We start from the raw sequence: 19,041 nt of genomic DNA, 5'->3' as shown, positions 1-19,041 counted from the left end.
GGTTTCGCGCTCGCGCGGCCTTAGCAGACTTGCGCTCCAGAGGGCACCTCGATGAACCCCGCGGACCTCCTGTCGGCCATGAAGCGGACAGTGGAGCAGCTGGCCGCCTACAACGAGATGGCCAAGGCGCTGACCTCCACGCTGGAGCTGCGCGAAGTGCTCGCGCTGGTGATGCAGAAGGTCAGCGCGCTGCTGCGGCCGCGCAACTGGTCCCTCATCCTCCAGGACGAGCGCACCGGAAAGCTCTACTTCGAAATCGCCGTGGGCGAGGGCGCCGAGGCGCTCAAGGGCCTGCAGCTCAACCCGGGGGAGGGCATCGCCGGGGCCGTGTTCGCCTCCGGCGTCGCGCGGCTCGTCCACGACGTGGGCGGCGACCCCAGCTTCGCGCCCCGCTTCGACGAGGCCTCCGCCTTCCACACCCGCTCGCTGCTCGCCGTGCCGCTGGTGGCGCGCGAGCGGGTGCTGGGCGTGATTGAGCTGGTCAACGGCCCCACGGAGCCCGGCTTCACGCATGACGACCTCACCGCCCTGTCCGCCATCGCGGACTACGCGGCCATCGCCATCGAGAACGCGCGCAACTTCCGCCGGGTGCAGGAGCTCACCATCACCGACGAGCACACCGGCTGCTTCAACGCGCGGCACCTGCGCGCGCAGCTGGAGCAGGAGGTGAAGCGCTCGGCGCGCTTCCGCCACCCGCTGTCGCTCGTGTTCCTGGACCTGGACCACTTCAAGTCCATCAACGACCGCCACGGGCACCTGGTGGGCAGCGCGACGCTCAAGGAGGTGGGGGACCTGCTCATCAGCCTGGGCCGCCACAACCTGGACGCCGTCTTCCGCTACGGCGGCGACGAGTTCGCGGTGATGCTGATTGAGACGGACACGGAAGGGGCCCAGGTCATCGCCCGGCGCATCTGCGAGGCGTTCCGCGGCCAGCGCTTCCTGCGCGAGCAGGGGCTGGACGTGGCGCTCACCGCGAGCGTCGGGGTGGCGTCCTTCCCGGACCATGCCACCACCTCCACGGACCTCATCCGCGCGGCGGACTTCGCCATGTACGCGGCCAAGGGGCGGGGCCGGGACGGCATCGCCGTCGCCGAGGCCCGTTCGGGAGAGGGGACCCCCATGGAGGTCCCCTTCGCCCGCTCCGGCGGGTGACTACCCCGCGGAGCCCAGCACCGAGTCGATGGCCTCGGTGTTGGTGATGACGTTGCCGCTCTTCTTCAGCGACTTGAGGAAGGACTCCGTCAGCTCGATCTGCTTGGCCTGACGGGCCTGGGTGCGCAGCTCCTCCTTGCGCTTGTCGAAGCCCGCGGTGTCCGGCTTCTCGCGCTCCACCACCTGCGCGACGACGTTCGCCTCGCCCACGGTGAAGACCTCGCCCAGCACCGTCGGGCCCTTGGCCTCGAAGGTGGCCTTCACCAAGCCCGGCGCCGGACCCAGGTGCGGCACGGAGTCACCCTGCGCGGTGAAGCTGTCCGTCTCCACCGCCTCCGGCTTCGTCTCCGCCTCGAAGCGCAGCAGCGCCGGCTGCTGGCCGGCGGGGACCGGGAACTGCTCCTTCAGGGACTTGCCGGCCTTCGCCGCGGCCAGCGCCTTGTCGGCCTCCGCCCGGGCCAGGCCCTTCGCCTGCTCCTGCTTGTAGAGCGTGGTGGCGATCTCGCCCTTCACGTCGTCCAGCTTCTTGTTCTGGGCGTCCTTCTTCTCCTCCACCTTCACCAGGTGCAGGCCCAGCGCGGACTCCACCGGCTGCGTGATTTCCCCGGCCTTCAGCGCGAACGCCGCGTTGGCCAGCGCCGGATCCCACGTGGTGCGCTCCACCCAGCCCAGGTCGCCGCCCTTCAGCTTGGTGGCGTCGTCGTCGCTGCTCGCCTTGGCCACGGTGGCGAAGTCCTTGCCGCCCTCCAGCTCCTTGCGCAGGCCTTCCGCCTTCGCCTTCGCCTGGGCCTTCTGCTCGGCCGTCGCGTCCGGGGCCACCTTCACGAGGATCTGCCGGGCGCGGATCCGCTCCGGCACGTTGTAGACGAAGCTGTTCGCCGCGTAGTAGTCGGCGATCTCCTTCTCATGCGCCTTCTGGAACTCCGCGAGCTTCGCGGCCGTGGGCGCGGGGACCTGGTCCGCGTACATCGTGGGCAGGAAGCGGGCGAACACCAGCTTCGCCTGGTTGCCCTCCTTCTCGTAGCGCGCGCGGACCTCGTCGTCCGACACCACGGCGCCCGTGCGCACCACGTCGATCATCTTCTGGGCGGCCATCTGCCGGCGCAGCTCCTGCTCGTACTCCTGGGGCGTGCGGCGGTAGAAGTCGCGCAGCACCTGCTGGTAGCGGGCGAAGTCGAACGCGCCCTCCTTGGAGTGGAAGTCCGTGTTCTCATGGATGAGCTTGCGCAGCTCCTCATCCGACGGGGTGATGCCGTGGCGCTCCGCCGACTGGGCGAGCAGCTCCGCGTTCACCAGCCGGTCGAGCACCTGCTTGTCCAGGCCGAACTGGCGGGCCACCGACTCCGGGATGGGGTTGCCCTGCGAGCGCAGGAAGTTCATCTGGCGCGACCAGGCCATGCTGAAGTCGCGCAGGGGGATCTCCTTGCCGTTCACCGTCGCCACGGCGCCGGCGCCAGGCGCCTGGCCGCCGCCGCTCGAGCCGAACCCGTTGCTGCCCGGGCCGAACTGGAGCGTGAACACCACGGCGATGCCGATGATGAACAGGAGGGAGAAGACCTTCCGGGGATTCAAACCGTCCATTGTCGTCACTTCACGGTCGGAAGCGCCCGCGAATCACCTTGCGGAAGGTCTCGCGGCGCCGTGTTGTTGGTAGCCCGGCCGGTGGGGATGCATGAGTGTCAACACCCCCTCATCCGGGCCTTGACTGCCTAGGACAACAGACCGGAAAATGCAAGCGATTCAGCCAGCTTAGCCCGCTCCCATCCCCCTTCCACCACCGCCGTCCGCCCACCCCGGGAAAGCCCCCGTCCGTGCTGTCTCTTCTCAAGCGGTACCGCCGCTTCCTCCTCGTGGCCGCCCTCCTGCTGTACCCGCTCGGCGCCTTCCTGCTGGGGGGCCGGCGCGGCCGCGACCCCAACTTCGTCGACCGGGGCGTCATCGCGCTCACGGCCCCCGTGCAGCAGGGGCTCACGGCCGGCATCGACGGCGCCGTGGCCGCGGTGCGCAACTACCTGGACCTGCGCGGCGTCCGTCAGGACAATGACGCGCTGCGGCTGGAGAACCTCCAGCTGCGGGCGACGGTGCAGGCCCTGGGCGAGGCCCGCTCGGAGAACGGCCGGCTGCGCAAGCTGCTGGCGTACGCGGAGGCGGCCCCCGGCCCGGAGATTCCGGCGCGGGTGGTGGGCGTGAACCCGGTGGCGAAGCTCCTGTCGGTGCGGATCAGCAGCGGGGAGAAGGACGGGGTGTTCCGGGGCATGTCGGTGGTGACGCCGGACGGCATCGTGGGGCAGGTCATCCGGTCCACGGGCGGCTACGCGGACGTGGCGCTGGTGACGGATCCGCAGAGCCGGGTGGCGGTGCGGGTGCAGCGCAGCCGGGCTCGCGGCACGGCGGCGGGCGCGGGCAACGGCCCCCTGGCCCTGGAGAACATGCTGCGCACCGAGGACGTGGAGGACGGCGACCTCATCATCACCTCCGGCACGGACGGCATCTACCCGCCGGGGCTGGTGGTGGGGCGGGTGACGCAGCTGGAGAAGAAGGAGCACGGCATGTTCCAGGGCGCGGACATCCAGCCCGCGGTGGACACCAGCCGGTTGGAGGAGGTGCTCGTGGTGGGCAGCCCGTACAGCGCGATGGCCTCTGGTGGGGCGTCGGCGGAAGGCGCGCAGAAATGAAGTTCCTGGTGACCGTCATCCTGGCGCTGGTGCTGCTCACGCTGGAGTCCGTGTTCGTCCAGCAGGCCGGGCTGGTGCTGGGCCGCGTGGACGTCACGGTGGTGCTGGTGGCCTTCCTCGCGCTCCGGGCGAGCCTCACCGAAGGGGCGTGCTCCGCCTTCGCGGTGGGCTACCTCTTGGACCTGATGAGCGGCCAGCCCACGGGCCTCTTCACCTTCCTGGCCGTGTTCACGTTCCTGGTGGGCCGGCTGGTGGCGTCGTTCGTGGACGTGCGCGGGCCGGTGGCCTTCGCGCTGTTCGCCATGGGCGCGGACCTGGGGCACGGCCTGCTGTCCACGTTCTTCACCTGGCTCACGGTGAAGGACGGCCACACGGCGCCGCTGCTCTCCGGCATGCCGGTGCAGCTGGCGCTCACGGGCGCGGCGGCGCTGCTGCTCTTCCCGCTGTTCAAGCGGTTCGAGGTGGCGCAGGAGCGCCCGGCGGGGTTGCTCCGTTGACGCCTCCGACCATTGGCAACACCACGCCGGGCCGGGACCTGAAGCGCCGTTTCCTGTGGCTGGGCCTGGCCATGTCGCTGGGCCTGGTGGCGCTGGCCATCCAGCTGTACCGGCTGCAGCTCATCCGCCACGAAGAGTACGCCGCCAAGAGCGTGGCGAACTTCGTGAAGGAGGTGCGCCTGCGCGCGGACCGCGGCGTCATCAAGGACGCGCGCGGCACCATCCTGGTGGACAGCCGTCCCTCCTTCGACGCCTTCGTCACGCCGGCCTTCTGCACGGACTGCTTCGAGCAGGTGATTCCGCGCCTGGCGGAGCTGCTCCAGTGGGACGCGGACCAGCGCAAGAAGATTGAAGACCTGGTGCGCGCGAGCCGCCGCAACGCGCCCTTCCAGCCGGTGCCGGTGCGCGTGGACCTGACGCGCGATGAGTACGACCGGCTCAACGCCCGGCGCGACATCCTGGACGGCGTGGAGGTGGTGCCGGTGCCGCACCGCAACTACCGCGCGGACACGGTGCTGTCGCACGTGCTGGGCTACATGAACGAAATCACCCAGGAGGAGCTGGAGCGCCTCAACGGGGACGGCGCGAAGTACGCGCTGGGCGACTACATCGGCCGGCGCGGCCTGGAGCGCTACTTCGAATCCAAGCTGCGCGGGCAGGACGGCGTGCGCAAGGAAGTGGTGAACGCGCGCGGCCAGACGATTGAAGAGCTCAACGACAAGCTGGGGGAGAACGCCGTCATCCCCCCCACGGCGGGCAGCAACCTGGTGCTCTCCATCGACATGCGCCTGCAGGAGGAGGCGGAGCGCGCGTTCCCGGGCGTGACGGGCGCGGTGGTGGCCATCGACGTGAACACCGGCTTCATCCGGGCGCTGGTGTCCCGCCCCGGCTTCGATCCCAACCTGCTCACCGGCCGCGTGACGCCGTCGCAGATGGCCACGCTGGCGCGAGACCCGCTCCACCCGATGATCAACCGCGTGGCCGCGGAGCACTACAGCCCGGGCTCCACGTTCAAGGTCGTGACGCAGCTGGCGGCCTTCAAGTCCGGCGTGTTCCGCCCGGAGACGGTGGTGAACTGCTCCGGTGGCTACCGGCTGGGCGCGCGCGTGTGGCGCTGCCACAAGGACAGCGGCCACGGGCCCCTGGACGGCAAGGGCGCCATGAAGGCGTCGTGCGACTCGTGGTTCTACAAGGTGGCGGACACCATCGGCCTGGACCCCATCGCGGAGATGGGCAAGTCGCTGGGCCTGGGCCGCCCCACCGGCATCGGCGTGGTGGCGGAGGTGCCGGGCATCATGCCGTCCAGCGCGTACCACGACAAAGCCTCTCCCGGCGGCTACACCAAGGGCATGGCGCTCAACAGCGCCATCGGGCAGGGCGACGACAACGTGACGCCCCTGCAACTGGCGCTGGTGTACGCGGCCGTGGCCAACGGCGGGAAGCTCTACAAGCCGCAGATGGTGCAGCGGCTGGAGAACCTGGACGGGCAGGTGATGGAGGAGTTCAAGCCGGAGGTGGTGTCGAAGGTGGACATCAACCCCGCGCACCTGAAGGCCATCGTGGAGGGCCTGGAGGCGGTGGCGCAGGAGCCCGGCGGCACCGCGTACCGAGCGAAGCTCAAGTCGGGCCTGCCCCCGGACTTCCTCGTGGCGGCGAAGACGGGCACCGCGCAGGTGGCGCGCATCGGCACGGTGCGTCTGAAGACGCACCAGATGAGCTACTTCGAGCGCGACCACGCGTGGTTCGCCGGCTTCGCGCCCGCGGACAAGCCGGAGCTGGCCGTGGTGGTGCTCAACGAGCACGGCGGCCACGGCGGCGTGGACGCGGCCCCCACCGCGCTCGCGGTGATGAAGAAGTACTTCGAATTGAAGGCGCAGGACGCCACGTCACCGCCGCCGCGCGCCAACCAGCCCTACACGCCGTCCCTGCCGCCGGCGCCCAGCCTGGATGAAGCGGCGCTCACCCGCACGGTGGTGCCGCCGCCGCGCGTGAACCTGCCGGGAGAGCCCATCCAGCCGCCCTCGGAAACCGGAGACGACAGTGCAACTGCGGATTGAGCGCCGGATGATGCCCCACGTGCCGTGGGGGCTCGTCGTGTGCGTGCTGGGCGTGTGCTTCCTGGGCATCTGGAACCTGGCGTCCGCGTCCCGGCCCCCCATGGCGCCGGTGTGGACCAGCCAGGCGCTCTACCTGGGCGTGGGCCTGGGCGCGGTGCTGATGGTGTGTCTGGTGGACTACCGCTGGATCCAGCGGATGGCCTTCCCCATCTACGTGCTCAACATCCTGGCGCTGCTGGCGCTGCGGCTGGTGGGGCACACTGCGAAGGGCGCGGAGAGCTGGTTCGTCATCGGCCCGTTCCGCCTGCAGCCCGCGGAGTTCATGAAGATTGGCGTCGTGCTGATGCTGGCCAAGGTCTACCACGACGACTTCCAGCCCAATCAGCCGTCCTACGGCATCGTGCGGCTGTGGAAGCCGGTGCTGGTGGTGATGGTGCCCTTCGTGCTGGTGCTGGTGCAGCCGGACCTGGGCACCGCGCTGATGATCTTCCTGTCCTCCGGCACCGTCATCCTCTTCGGCAAGGTGCGCTGGTACCTGGCCGCCACGCTGGTGGCGGGCGTGCTGGTGGGCGGCCTCATCATCTGGAACGACTACGTCCGGGAGATGCCCGAGCCGCGCACCACCGTCGTGCGCCACTACCTCAAGAAACACCAGAGCCAGCGCATCTCCGGATGGCTGGACCCCGAAGCGGACCTGCGCGGCAGCGGCTACCACGCCGCCCAGTCGAAAATCGCCGTGGGCTCGGGCGGGCTCACCGGCAAGGGCTGGCGTGAGGGAACCCAGACAGGTCTGCGCTTCCTGCCGGAACAGCACACGGATTTCATCTTCTCCGTGTGGGCCGAGGAGCACGGCTTCTTCTCCTGTCTCCTGTTGCTCCTGCTCTACGGCGGCATCTTCATTCTCGGGTTGGGCGTGGGCTTCAGCGCGCGCGACCGTTTTGGAGCGTTCGTCGCGGTGGGGGTGGTGGCCACACTTTTCTGGCAGGTGTTCGAAAACATCGGCATGGTCATTGGCCTGTTGCCGGTGACGGGCATCACGCTGCCCCTCATGAGCTACGGCGGCTCCTCGATGCTGTCGGTGATGTTGTGCATCGGGCTGCTGGTGAACATCAGCATGCGCCGTCACATGTTCTGACGGCCGCGGAGGCTTCCGATGGCGGTGCAGAGGAAGGGTGCGACGACGGTGAAGGCCGGCACGGCGGTCCGCGGGCCGGAGGGCACGGAGACACCCCGGCCGTTCGTCCCGCCGGTGGGGACTTCACGCGGCGCGGCGCCCACGCCCGGCGCGGCGCCCCGCATCGAGATGAACCAGGGGGAGCCGGAGCACCGGCACTTCCCGCGCGCGCAGCTGGCCACGCACTTCGACCTCTGGGTGGATGACGGCGAGGGCGGCCGGCGCTTCTCCGCCAACCTCGTGTCCGTCAACGTGAGCGTCAGCGGCGCCTTCCTCGCGAGCACCTTCTTCCTGCCCATGGGCACCGTGGTGCGCACGCGCTTCGCGCTGGAGGAGGGGGCGGCCCCCGTGGAGGCCCGCGCGGAGATTGTCCGCGAGGAGCGCGGCCCGGAGGAGGAGGGCCGCAGCGGGTTCGCCCTGCGCTTCCTGGACTTCTCAGGCCAGACGGAGGTGGCGCTCGCCCGGCTCTTTTTGGGCATGCGCCTGCGTGCCTTCACGGAGGACTATCTCAAGTCCCAGCGCGCCCGCTCCCTGCCCAATGAGCTGGAGCGGGTCATCGACGTGATGGCGGCCTGGGAGCTGCTCAAGGCCACCACGCCCGGAGACCCCTGGCGCGGCGAGTAGGGCTCCGGTGCGCGGCCCTCAGGCCGGCTTGCCGGTGGCGATCTGCCTGCGGCGCTCGGCCTGGTAGTGCGCGGAACACAGGCCCTTGGAGCGCTGCTCGCGGGTGCAGCCGTTCACCGTGCAGCGGCGGTCCATGGGCACCGGCCCACCCGCCACCGTCTTCGGGGGACGGCCGCGGCGGCGTCCCGCCATCACCGCGCCGTTGCCCGGCGACGCCGCGACGGCGCCCATGCCCGGCATCCCCGTGTTCAGCGCGCGCAGCATGCCGCGGCCGATGGCATCACCCAGCGCCTCCGCCCACGAAGTCAGGGCAGGGGTCAGCGGTGGTTGCGTGGTCAATTCTTTGCGAAGGCGTGCCATGAAAACTCCTGTTGAAACTCGCCAATCAAGACAGGCGTGTATCCGTGACTTCTGTCTGGTGTGGCGAACTCTGTCAACAAGACATGTCGGGGTCGTGTTTGACTCGTAATGCAATTTCAATGTCTGTTGAACAAAACATGACGGGAGGATCGTCCAGTCGTCCCGGTCAAGGCGTTTGTCTCAAGTACAGAGAAACGTCTGCCGTCGGAGCGGGGCCCGCCCCCGGTAAGTGAAAGCCCTTACCGTCGCGGTGAGTTGTCTTTCTACAGACATATCGAATTCGGAGCCATGTCATGCCCGGGTGTCTGGCCGAGGCCGCGGACGCGGTGTCCCCTCTCACCGGCGCGAACCCTGGCAATCCAGGCCAGGCGCGTCAGGGGTGGGAGGGGACGAAAGGACGGCCCCGGGGCAGGCCCGTCACGGGAACACGGGGGCTCAGAGATTCTTCCGGACCACGTCCTCGATGCGCGACTTCGGCACCGCGCCGACAATCTGGTCCACGACCTTGCCGCCCTTGAAGAGCAGCAGGGTGGGCAGCGAGCGGATGCCGTACTTCTGGGGCGTGTCCTGGTTCAGGTCGATGTCCAGCTTCGCGAACGTCACCTGCCCCTTGTACTGGGCGGACAGCGCCTCCACGGAGGGCGCGATGGCGCGGCAGGGCGCGCACCACGTGGCCCAGAAGTCCACGAGCACGGGTTGTGGTGAATCCAGGACCTGCTTCTGGAAGTCCGCATCACCGATGTTGAGCACGTCAGCCATGTCGTCTCCGGGTGTCTCTGCTTGGGTGGGGCAGGGCGGCCGGGCCGCCCCGTCAAACGGATGCGGCATCCGGCGGGGGGTTGCTCCCCCATTTCAGGCCCGCTCGGCGGGAGGCTGGTGTAGGCTGGAGGGCGTGACGAAGCTCTTCCTGTCCCAGGCCCAGCTCGAGGAGTGGGCGCTGGCGGACAAAGCAGACCTGCGCGAGGGCCGCCTGGTGGTCTCCGCCGACGGAGGGAGCGACTGGCCGCTCACGCCCGCCGTCCACGTCGTGCAGCTGGTGTCGGGTGAGGACACCCACCAGCTGGTGTCTCGGGTGAAGACCGAGGAGCAGCTCGGCCGGCTGGGCGCCGAACAGATGGCCGACTCCATCCTGGTGGGGGACTCTGCCTACGAGGTGGTTCCGGGCTATGTGACGGAGGTGGGCGCGCCCTCCCCGGAGCGCAAGCCCAATTCGGAGACCGACCTGCTGGCGGCCTTCATTCTCAATAAAATGGGCTGAGGCAGGAGTGAATGCCTCCTCGGCCGGGGTTATGAGCCTGCCGCCATGAGCCATACGCTCGTCTCGCTTGCCTGCCACGCCTACGGCCTGGCCGCGCTCGTCTACCTCGCCTTCCTGGTCCGCCAGTCCCAGGTGCTCGCCGTCACCGGCCGGGTGCTGGTGGGGACCGGGCTGCTGATGCATTGCGTTGCCCTCATCCAGATGCTGGGGGCGCAGGGGGGCCGGCTGGTGGGCCCCGCGCAGGGCATGTCCACCTTCGCCTTCCTGCTGCTGGCGCTGTTCCTGGCGCTGGACGTGCGCTACCGCAAGCCCGTCATCGGCGCGTTCCTCACGCCGCTGGCGGTGGCGGTGCTGCTCATCGGCATGCTGCTGCACGGTGGGTCCACGCCGCTGCCGGACGCCGTGCGCCAGCCGCTGCTGCCGGTGCATGTCACCATCGCGCTGTTGGGCATGACGGCCTTCGGCGTGGCGGCCGGGGTGGGGGTCATGTACCTGCTGATGGAGCGGCAGGTGAAGACCAAGCACTTCGGGCTGCTCTTCTCCCGGCTGCCGTCCCTGGAGTTCCTGGACACGCTCAACCGGCGGCTCGTGCTGTGGGGCTTCATCGCGCTGTCGCTCACGCTGGCGACCGGGGCCCTGTTCACCACCACGTTGCGCGGCCTCGCCTGGGCGCTCGAAGGCAAGCACGTGGCGACGTTCGTCGCGTGGGGTGTGTTCGCCGCGCTCGTCAACGCGCGCATCTTCGCCGGCTGGAGAGGCCGGCGGGTGGCGCTGCTCACCATGGCCGGCTTCTGCCTGGTGCTGGTCTCCTTCCTGTCGTCCTACGACCTGTCCGCCGCTGGCCCGGGGATGCCGTAGCCATGGAATTCATCTGCATTGGCGTGTCACACCGCACCGCGCCCCTGGGTGTCCGCGAGCGGTTGGCATTGCCTGAAGCCCGGCAGACGGAAGTGTTGCAGCGCCTGGCGCAGGCGCCTGTCGAAGCGCTCTGGGTGTCCACCTGCAACCGCGTGGAGGTGTACCTGGCGGCCCCCAGCGCGGACGTGGCGCGGGAGCGCGCGCGGGAGATGCTGCACTCGCTGGGCGGCGCGGAGGCGCTGGAGCACCTGTACGAACACCAGGGCGAAGCGGCGCTCGTGCACCTGTTCCGCGTGGCGTCCAGCCTGGACTCCATGGTGCTGGGCGAGGCGCAGATCCTGGGCCAGGTGAAGGACGCCTTCGAGCGGGGCCAGGGCGCGGGCGCGGTGCGCGGGGAGTTGACGCGCGCGTGCGCGGCGGCGTTCGGCTGCGCCAAGCGCGTGCGCACGGAGACGGCGGTGGGGCGCGCGGCGACGTCCATGGCGTCCGCGGCCGTGCAGCTCGCGAGCAAGGTCTTCGACGGGCTCAAGGACAAGACGGTGCTGGTGGTGGGCGCGGGGGAGATGGGCGAGCTGGCGGCGCGGCACCTGAAGAACGCGGGCGCCGGGAAGCTCATCGTGACCAACCGCACGCTGGCCCGCGCGGAAGCGCTGGTGGCGGAGGTGGGCGGCGTGGCGCGGCCCTTCGAGGAGCTCTTCACGCTGCTGGCCTCCGCGGACGTGGTGGTGACGAGCACCGCGTCGCCGGTGCCCCTCTTCACGCGCGACAACGTGGGCGCGCTGGGCAAGGCCCGCAAGGGACGGCCGCTGTTCATGGTGGACCTGGCGGTGCCGCGCGACATCGATCCGGCGGTGGGGACGCTGGACTGGGTGCACGCGTACGACGTGGACGACATCCAGAAGTTCGTCGCGGACAACACCGCCGCGCGCGCGGAAGAGGCGCACAAGGCGGGCGGGCTGGTGGCGCAGGAGGTGGCGCGCTTCGCCCGGGAGCGCGCGCTGCGCGACGGGATGCCCGTGCTGGCCCGCCTGCGGCAGCGCGCGGAGGCCATTGCCCGCGCGGAGGTGGAGCGCACCCTGCTGGGCCTGGGTGACGGCCTCACCGACAAGCAGAGGAAGAGCATCGAGGCCATGGGACGCGCCATCGTGAACAAGCTGCTGCATGAGCCCACCGCGCGCCTGCGCGCCGTGGGACCCCAGGGTGAAGGCAACCGGCTGGCGGGCGCCGCGGCGGAGCTGTTCGGCCTCACGGAGGCGGAGGCCGCCGCCATCGCTCCCCGAGAAGAGGACGCCGCGCCCGCGGTGGATGCGCGCAACACGGTGGTGGCCACCGGGAGCCGGCGATGAAGGCGGTGCGCATCGCGACGCGGGAGAGCCCGCTGGCCTTGTGGCAGGCGAATCACGTGGCCTCGCTGCTCACCCAGCGCAACCCCGGCCTGGAGGTCACCCTGGTGAAGATGACCACCGAGGGCGACCGCTTCCTGTCCGCGCCGCTGTCCCAGGTGGGCGGCAAGGGCCTGTTCGTGAAGGAGATCGAGCAGGCCTTGCTCGACGGCCGCGCGGACGTGGCCGTGCACAGCCTCAAGGACATGACGTCGGTGTTCCCGGACGGGCTCATCCTGGCGGCGGTGCCGACGCGTGAGGACCCGCGCGACGCGTTCTGCAGCCCGGACGGGCACACGCTGGCACTGCTGCCCCCGGGCGCGAGGGTGGGCACGTCGTCGCTGCGGCGCAGCTGCATCCTGCGCGCGCGCCGGCCGGACCTGGAGATCGTCTCGCTGCGCGGCAACGTGCAGACGCGCCTGCAGAAGACGCGCGAGCTGAAGCTGGCGGGCGCCATGCTCGCGGCGGCGGGGCTCAAGCGCCTGGGATTGGACCACCACATCACCCAGGTGGTGCCGGTGGCGGACAGCCTGCCGGCGGTGGGGCAGGGCGTGCTGGCCATCCAGTGCCGCGAGGCGGACGCGGACGTGCGCGCGCTGCTCCAGCCCCTGGAGGACGCCCTCACGCGCGACGCCGTGCGGGCCGAGCGCGCCTTCCTGGCGAAGCTGGAGGGCGGCTGCACGGTGCCGCTGGCCGGCCACGCCACGGTGGAAGGCGGCCAGGTGTACCTGCGCGGCCTGGTGGGCCGGCCCGACGGTTCGCGGGTGGTGCGGGGCGAGGTGAAGGGCCCCGTACCGGAAGCGGAGCGGCTGGGCGAGGCGCTCGCGGAGGAGCTGCTGTCGCGCGGGGCGGGAGACATCCTGCGTGATTTCGGCCGCCGCGACGGCGCGTCCCGCGCCTAGAGTGCCGGCCGTGGACCGGCGACTGGATGGCATCAAAGTCTTGGTGACGCGCCCCCGTGAGCGGGCCGAGGAGCTGTGCTTCCTGCTGGAGGACGAGGGCGCGGACGTCCTCAGCCTGCCGCTGCTGGAGCTGCACCCGCCGGAGGACCCGCGCCCGCTGGCGTCCGCGGCGGAGCACGTGCAGCGCTACCACTGGGTGGTGTTCGCCAGCCCCTCCGCCGTGGAGTCCTTCCTGGAGGCCCTGCGGCTCGCGGGCACGTTGGATCGGCTGTCCCGCGTGAAGCTGGCCGCCGTGGGGCCGCGCACCGCCCGGGCCGTGGAGGGCTACGGCCTGAAGGTGGAGGCCGAACCCCACGAGGGCACCGGCGCGGCGCTCTTCACCGCGCTGCGCGACGTGCTGGGGCCGGACGACGACGTGCTCCTGCCGGCGGCGGAGGAGGGACGGCGGGAGCTGGAGGACGGCCTGCGCGACCTGGGCGTGCGCGTCACGCGCGTGACGGCCTACCGCAGCGCGGCCGCCGCCGTCGAACCGGAGGCCCTGGCCCGGCTGGCCGAGGCCCCGCCCCAGGTGGTGCTCTTCGCCTCGCCGCGCACCGCGGAGGCCTTCGTGGAGGGCGTGGGCCGTGAGCCGCTGACGTCCGCGAAGGTGGTGGCCATTGGCCCCACGACGGCGACGGCGCTGACGCAGCTGGGCATCCCCGTGGCCGCCGTCGCCGAGCGCCCCACGCCCGAAGCGCTGGTGGATGCCACCGTCCGCGCCGTTCACGGATAGACTGTCCGCCCGGTGACGTCCGGGCGCCAGACGGGCGCCCCGTGTGGACGTGACGCGACGAGGTGCGGGTGATGATTCGTGGGTCGCAGCGGAGTGTCTTCCTCCTTGGACTGCTGGCGCTGGCCGCGACGGCGCATGCCCAGACGCAGGAGGACTACCAGTTCCTGGATCACTGGGTGCTCAACAACAGCCAGGACCCGTTCCCGTACTACGTGGACGCGCGCAACCTCACCCCCGGGGGCAATGACCTGGGCCTGGTGGAGGACGCGGTGAAGAAGGCCTTCCAGGTCTGGCAGGACGTGGACTGCGCGTGGCCCGCCTTCACGTACAAGGGCCGCTCCACCATCGTCCCCATCCCGGACGTGAACGACCGGCTGGACGGCTTCAGCGTCTCCGCCATCTGGATCACCGACCCGAACAGCACGGAGTTCAAGGACGTCCTCAACTCCGGCTACAGCATCGCGGAGGCGGTGCCGCTGCGCCACAGCGGCTACGTCTACCAGTGCGACATCTTCCTGAACGCCGTGACGTACAAGTTCACCACGGCCTCCCCCACGCCCGCGGGCTTCGTCGACATCCAGTCGGCGATGATGCGCGAGGTGGGCCACTGCCTGGGCCTGGGCAGCACGTACCGCTTCGACGACGCGGTGATGTCCTTCTACCTGGAGCCCGGCACCCAGCGCCGTGCCCTCACGTCCTACGACCGGGGCGCGTTCTGCAAGCGCTATCCCCAGACGGGCGCGGTGGGCTCGCCGTGTGACACCACCGCGTGCGGCGCGGGGCTCACCTGCGTCACCGCCCGGTCCACCACCAGCGGCGTCAACCAGAAGATCTGCACCAAGGCGTGCGCCTCCGGCACGCCGGGCGCCTGCCCCGCGCCCTACCAGTGCCTCGCGTCCACCGTCGTGTCCGGCTCGCAGTTCGCGTGTCTGCCGGAACCCGTCGGCACGGGCACCAAGGTGGGCAACCCCTGCGCGGACGCCAGCACGTGCGGCGCGGCGGACTCGCGCTGCCTCACGGACGCGGACAAGACCACCGCCTTCCCGGCGTGGACGAAGGGCTACTGCACGGAGTCCTGCATCGCCAACGCGGACTGCCCCACCGGCTCCACGTGCACGACGGTGGGCTCCGTGGGCAAGCGCTGTCTGAAGGACTGCCGCCCAGGCAAGGGCGACTGCCGCGAGGGCTATACCTGCACCACGCTGCCCGACAACGGGGGCGACGTGTGCGTCGCCGACTGCACCACCAGCAGCGACTGCGGCGGCAGTCACGTCTGCCGCTCGTGTGACCACGCCTGCGTGGTCCAGAAGACGGGCACGCGCAGCGTCGGGGACCCGTGCCTCCAGGATTCGGAGTGCGGCACCAACCAGCAGTGCCTGAAGCTCAACGGCAACCCGCAGGGCGTGTGCGCGGAGCCGTGCTCGCTGTCCACGTGCACGTGCAGCCCCGGCAACACCTGCCGTCCGGCGGGCACCGGCGATGACCGCTTCTGCTTCCGCGACTGCGCCGCGGGCACCTGCTCCTCGCCGCTCCAGTGCGTGCCGTTCGCGCAAGGGACCGCCTGCATCGCCCCCTGCCGCACCAACCAGGACTGCCCCAACGGCCTGTTCTGCGGCAACGGCGGCAAGTGCGAGGACCCCTACGCCCAGACGGACGGCGGCACCTGCGCCCTGTGCGGCGATGGCGGCACGCCGCCGCCCCCGCCGGTGGACGGCGGCACGGGCGGCACGACCAACGACCCCGGCGGTTGCGGCTGCCAGAGCGGCCCCTCGTCCGCGGCATTCCTCGTGGGGCTCGGGGTGTTGCTCCTGGCCACCCGCAGAAGGAGGAACGGTTGACCCAGGCGGCTCCCCCCGGAAGCAGCGGCCCCTCGCGCGGCGCCACGGACTTCACCCTGGGCTTCCTGCTGGAAGCCCTGGTGGCCCAGCGCCTGCTGACCCCTCAGCAGGCGCAGGAGGTGCTGGCGCGAGAGCCCGCCGCGCGCGCCCGCGTCCTCAAGGCGCAGGGCGGAACGGGCAAGGACTCCGCCCGCTACGACGTGTCGCCCGTGGAGGTGGTGGCGGCCTTCCAGATCCCCGCGCCGGGAGGGCGGGGCGTGCTGGACGAGGACCGCGTGACGGAGGCCGCCGCGCGCGCTTCAGGGCTGGCCTACCGCAAGCTGGATCCGCTGAAGATGGACATGGCGCTGGCCACCCGCACGGTGTCCCGGCCCTACGCGCAGAAGCACGTGCTGCTGCCCCTGGAGCGCACCGAACAGGGGCGGCTGCGCGTGGCGGTGGCCAACCCCTTCGACCGCGAGCTCTTCGAGTCCTTCCACCGCCTCACCGGCGAGCCGGTGGAGCCGGTGCTGTCCGCGAAGACGGACATCCTGCGCTCCATCGCGGACATCTACGGCTTCAAGAAGACGCTGGCGAAGGCCGCGGACGACTTCAGCGACTCGCAATCGCAGGTCGCCAACTTCGAGCAGCTGGTGTCGCTCAGCGGCACGCAGGAGCTGGAGGCGTCGGACCGGCCGGTGGTGCAGGCGGTGGACTACCTCCTGCGCTACGCCTTCGACAACCGCGCGTCGGACATCCACATCGAACCCAAGCGGGCCACCGCCGTGGTGCGCCTGCGCATCGACGGCGTGCTCCACCCGGTGTACTCGCTGCCGGCGCAGGTGCACCCGCCCATCGTGTCGCGCGTGAAGATGCTGGCGCGCATCGACATCTCCGAGAAGCGCCGCCCCCAGGACGGCCGCATCAAGACGGAGCGCGACGGCCGCGAGGTGGAGCTCCGCGTCTCCACGCTGCCCACCGCCTTCGGCGAGAAGGTCGTCATCCGCATCTTCGACCCGGAGACGCTGGTGCAGGACATCGCCCAGCTGGGCTTCGAGCCGGACGAGAAGGGCCACTTCGAGTCCTGGATTGACCAGCCCCACGGCCTCATCCTGGTGACGGGCCCCACGGGCAGCGGCAAGACGACGACGCTCTACTCCGCGCTCAAGGCGGTGGCGGGGCCGGACGTCAACGTCACCACGATTGAGGACCCCATCGAAATGGTGTGGGACACCTTCAACCAGGTGCAGGTGCAGCCCAAGGTGGGCCTGGACTTCGCGGGGGCGCTGCGCCACATCCTGCGCCAGGACCCGGACGTCATCATGGTGGGCGAAATCCGGGACGCGGAGACGGCGGAGAACGCGCTCCAGGCCGCGCTCACCGGCCACCTGGTGCTCTCCACGCTGCACACCAACGACGCGCTGGGCGCGGTGGCGCGCATGAAGGACCTGGGCGTGCCGGCCTTCCTCCTGGCGCAGAGCCTGCTGGGCGTCATGGCCCAGCGCCTCCTGCGCCGCGTCTGCGTGCACTGCTCGGAGGAGGCGGTGCTCACGGCGGACGAATTGCTGGCCCTCCAGGCCCCCCTGCCGCTGCTGCCCGGCGGGGTGAAGCTGTCCAGGGGGGCGGGGTGCGTGCGCTGCCGCGGCACCGGCTACTCCGGCCGCACCGGCGTCTTCGAAATCGTCTCCACCACCCGCGAGGTGCGCGAGCTCATCGCCCGCGAGGCGCCCCACGAGCAGCTGGTGCAGGCCGCGCGCAAGAGCGGCATGCGCACCCTGCGCGAGGCCGCCGTGCGCAAGCTGGCGCAGGGCCTCACCGCCTTCGACGAGGTGGTGCGGATGACGTCCGCCTTCTAGCCAGGCCCTCCAGAAACACGAAGGGCCCGCCGTGTGGAAACGGCGGGCCCCGCGGGTGACAGCCAGGAGGGCAGGGTGGGCTAGAAGCGCGCCTGCAGCAGCGTGTTGAAGCCCAGCGCGTGCGGCTTCTCGAAGTTCGGCTGCGCGATGCCCGTCACGTCGTCCTCGAACGTGGTCCGGTTGGTGTCGTACGTGTAGTAGACCTCGCCGACCGCCGCGACCGTCTCCGACAGGTCCCACCGGAAGGTGGCCTTGGCGGACCAGATGAGCTCCGCCTCGCAGGCGTTGGAGCCGCCGCAGGTGCTGGGCAGGATGCTCAGCTGGTTGGCGTCACGCACCACCACCGTGCGCGTGCCGGTGAGGCTGGGGGGCGGGTTGCTGCCGCCCACGAGCGGGACCGGGCTGCGGAAGGACGCCGGCTGCTGCGCGCCGAAGATGAAGCCCGGCGTCAGGTGCAGGCTCGCGATGTTGTAGTCCACGCCCAGCGCGCCGAAGACTTCCGGCTTCAGGACCGTGCCCGTGGGGAAGTCCTGGAACGGGGGGAAGCCCGGCACGTCGAACTGGATGAAGGACAGGCTGCGCACCAGCGCCAGCGCGTTGAAGCGGAACCGGTTCAACTTCGCGCGGCCCTGGAAGGCGAGCGCCACGGCCCCCTGGGGCTTGGTGGCGCCGAACTTGTCCGGGTCCTGCAGGGTCTGCGTCAGGTAGCTGCCCTCCAGCGAGAGGGAGTACGACAGGCCACCCGGGTACTGCTCCGGCGCGAAGAAGCGCTGGTAGATTTCCGGGTCGTTCTTGTAGAGCCGGAAGTCCACGCTCGTGCCCACCGGCACGCCCACGTGGTAGACGACCTGGCCGGAAACACCGGCCGCGTTGACGCCCGCCTCGATGGACTGGTTCGCCAGGCCCGGGACGATGCCCTTCTGGAAGTAGCCGCCGCCCGCTTCCACGCGCAGCGTCTCCAGGATGTCCCAGCCCGCGCCGGCCATCACGCCGTAGAGCGTCTCCTGCTCCAGGATGAGGTCGTTGAGCACCAGCGCCGTCTTGCCGCCCAGGTACGCGTACCAGCGGTCGCGCGTCAGCTGCAGCTTGGCGCCCGGCACACCGGCCGCGCCAGCGCGGTTGGTGAAGATGGGGCTGCCGCCCCAGGAGATGCGGTACGCGTAGCCCAGACGGAAGCGGTCCGCGGACACCGGGAAGCCGGTGAGCGAGATGCCTTCCTTCTCACCCCAGCCGGGCGGCTGGTAGTTCAGGCGCACGTAGCTGGAGTTGTCCAGGATGTCGACACCACCGGACGGACGCTCCAGCACCAGCAGCGTGAGGGCCGCCTCCGTGGTGAGGCCCTCGAAGAACGCCGGCATGCGCTTGTAGAGCACGACGTTCGACAGCGACTCGAAGCCGGAGAACTTGGTGTTGAAGTTGTCGTAGAACTGCGTGTTCTGGTTGCCCGCGCCAAAGCGCGCGTTGGGGCTGTTGGGAGTCGTCTCTCCCGCGCCCGCCAGCACGTTGTCGTCCGCGAAGACGAACGACAAACGGGTGTCCACGAAGTCCCCGGCCCAAGCGGGCGCGGAAAGGGTAGTCAGGCCCGCCAGGGCCAGCGTCTGCAACGTTTTCAAATTCCCTCCAGGAAGCGGTCCGGGGGAGACCGCTCCTCCCTGCG

The 19,041-nt window shown here is 70.5% G+C and carries 17 protein-coding genes; 13 read left to right on the top strand and 4 right to left on the bottom strand.

All coding sequences use genetic code 11. The features are described 5' to 3' along the window. The first annotated feature begins 51 nt into the window (after nucleotides 1-51). Nucleotides 52-1,152 (top strand): GGDEF domain-containing protein, encoded by a 1,101-nt coding sequence (locus AABA78_RS01960; RefSeq protein ID WP_338261373.1) that lies wholly within the window; start codon nucleotides 52-54, stop codon nucleotides 1,150-1,152. On the opposite strand, the gene AABA78_RS01955 is transcribed toward AABA78_RS01960, so the two are convergent. Further along, nucleotides 1,153-2,733, bottom strand: coding sequence for a peptidylprolyl isomerase (locus AABA78_RS01955; protein ID WP_338261372.1), 1,581 nt, complete (start codon nucleotides 2,731-2,733; stop codon nucleotides 1,153-1,155). Nucleotides 2,734-2,963: 230 nt separating this feature from the next. Between AABA78_RS01955 and mreC the strand changes: the two genes are divergently transcribed. Genes mreC through AABA78_RS01930 form a run of 5 tightly spaced genes read left to right on the top strand, consistent with a single transcriptional unit; the run spans nucleotide 2,964 to nucleotide 8,179 of the window. Then, on the top strand, nucleotides 2,964-3,827 hold the full coding sequence (gene mreC / locus AABA78_RS01950) for a rod shape-determining protein MreC (protein ID WP_338261371.1): 864 nt from the start codon (nucleotides 2,964-2,966) through the stop codon (nucleotides 3,825-3,827). After that, nucleotides 3,824-4,324: a hypothetical protein gene (locus tag AABA78_RS01945; protein WP_171414423.1), complete on the top strand. Its 501-nt coding sequence runs from the start codon at nucleotides 3,824-3,826 to the stop codon at nucleotides 4,322-4,324. Before mreC ends, AABA78_RS01945 begins: the two co-directional genes overlap by 4 nt. After that, a complete protein-coding gene (gene mrdA, locus AABA78_RS01940) occupies nucleotides 4,321-6,381 on the top strand; it encodes a penicillin-binding protein 2 (protein WP_338261370.1) in 2,061 nt (686 codons plus the stop codon). Before AABA78_RS01945 ends, mrdA begins: the two co-directional genes overlap by 4 nt. Before the next feature lie 7 nt (nucleotides 6,382-6,388). After that, nucleotides 6,389-7,516: a rod shape-determining protein RodA gene (rodA, locus tag AABA78_RS01935; protein WP_171414430.1), complete on the top strand. Its 1,128-nt coding sequence runs from the start codon at nucleotides 6,389-6,391 to the stop codon at nucleotides 7,514-7,516. A gap of 24 nt (nucleotides 7,517-7,540) precedes the next feature. Continuing rightward, nucleotides 7,541-8,179 carry a PilZ domain-containing protein gene (locus AABA78_RS01930; RefSeq protein WP_370469442.1) on the top strand — a complete coding sequence of 213 codons (639 nt, stop codon included), beginning with the start codon at nucleotides 7,541-7,543 and terminating at the stop codon, nucleotides 8,177-8,179. Between the two features lie 18 nt (nucleotides 8,180-8,197). Here the strand turns inward: AABA78_RS01930 and AABA78_RS01925 are convergent, their stop codons facing one another. Both AABA78_RS01925 and trxA read right to left on the bottom strand, forming a co-directional pair. Continuing rightward, nucleotides 8,198-8,539 (bottom strand): hypothetical protein, encoded by a 342-nt coding sequence (locus tag AABA78_RS01925; protein WP_338261368.1) that lies wholly within the window; start codon nucleotides 8,537-8,539, stop codon nucleotides 8,198-8,200. A 435-nt stretch (nucleotides 8,540-8,974) separates the two neighbouring features. Continuing rightward, on the bottom strand, nucleotides 8,975-9,298 hold the full coding sequence (gene trxA / locus AABA78_RS01920) for a thioredoxin (RefSeq protein ID WP_338261367.1): 324 nt from the start codon (nucleotides 9,296-9,298) through the stop codon (nucleotides 8,975-8,977). Between the two features lie 133 nt (nucleotides 9,299-9,431). Here trxA and AABA78_RS01915 point away from each other — a divergent pair, with 133 nt between their 5' ends. The 7 genes from AABA78_RS01915 (at nucleotide 9,432) to AABA78_RS01885 (ending at nucleotide 17,384) form a co-directional block, all read left to right on the top strand. After that, entirely contained in the window at nucleotides 9,432-9,797 is a 366-nt protein-coding gene (locus AABA78_RS01915; protein WP_338261366.1) for a hypothetical protein, read from the top strand. A gap of 45 nt (nucleotides 9,798-9,842) precedes the next feature. After that, the gene (locus tag AABA78_RS01910) at nucleotides 9,843-10,655 is read left to right on the top strand and encodes a cytochrome C assembly family protein (RefSeq protein WP_338261365.1); all 813 of its coding nucleotides are present in this window, start codon (nucleotides 9,843-9,845) and stop codon (nucleotides 10,653-10,655) included. A gap of 2 nt (nucleotides 10,656-10,657) precedes the next feature. Beyond that, nucleotides 10,658-12,001, top strand: coding sequence for a glutamyl-tRNA reductase (gene hemA / locus AABA78_RS01905; protein WP_338261364.1), 1,344 nt, complete (start codon nucleotides 10,658-10,660; stop codon nucleotides 11,999-12,001). After that, nucleotides 11,998-12,939 carry a hydroxymethylbilane synthase gene (hemC, locus tag AABA78_RS01900; protein ID WP_338261363.1) on the top strand — a complete coding sequence of 314 codons (942 nt, stop codon included), beginning with the start codon at nucleotides 11,998-12,000 and terminating at the stop codon, nucleotides 12,937-12,939. The genes hemA and hemC overlap by 4 nt, the downstream gene beginning before the upstream one ends. 10 nt (nucleotides 12,940-12,949) lie before the next feature. Then, complete coding sequence (locus tag AABA78_RS01895; protein ID WP_338261362.1) at nucleotides 12,950-13,711, top strand: uroporphyrinogen-III synthase; 762 nt, start codon at nucleotides 12,950-12,952, stop codon at nucleotides 13,709-13,711. Nucleotides 13,712-13,782: 71 nt separating this feature from the next. Beyond that, a complete protein-coding gene (locus AABA78_RS01890) occupies nucleotides 13,783-15,549 on the top strand; it encodes an MYXO-CTERM sorting domain-containing protein (protein ID WP_338261361.1) in 1,767 nt (588 codons plus the stop codon). Then, a complete protein-coding gene (locus AABA78_RS01885) occupies nucleotides 15,546-17,384 on the top strand; it encodes a GspE/PulE family protein (RefSeq protein ID WP_338261360.1) in 1,839 nt (612 codons plus the stop codon). The genes AABA78_RS01890 and AABA78_RS01885 overlap by 4 nt, the downstream gene beginning before the upstream one ends. A gap of 80 nt (nucleotides 17,385-17,464) precedes the next feature. On the opposite strand, the gene AABA78_RS01880 is transcribed toward AABA78_RS01885, so the two are convergent. Further along, complete coding sequence (locus AABA78_RS01880; RefSeq protein WP_338261359.1) at nucleotides 17,465-18,997, bottom strand: hypothetical protein; 1,533 nt, start codon at nucleotides 18,995-18,997, stop codon at nucleotides 17,465-17,467. Nucleotides 18,998-19,041 lie beyond the last annotated feature (44 nt).

This window comes from Corallococcus caeni, assembly GCF_036245865.1.
Lineage (GTDB): Bacteria > Myxococcota > Myxococcia > Myxococcales > Myxococcaceae > Corallococcus > Corallococcus caeni.
This window is presented reverse-complemented; position numbering and strand designations above follow the sequence as displayed.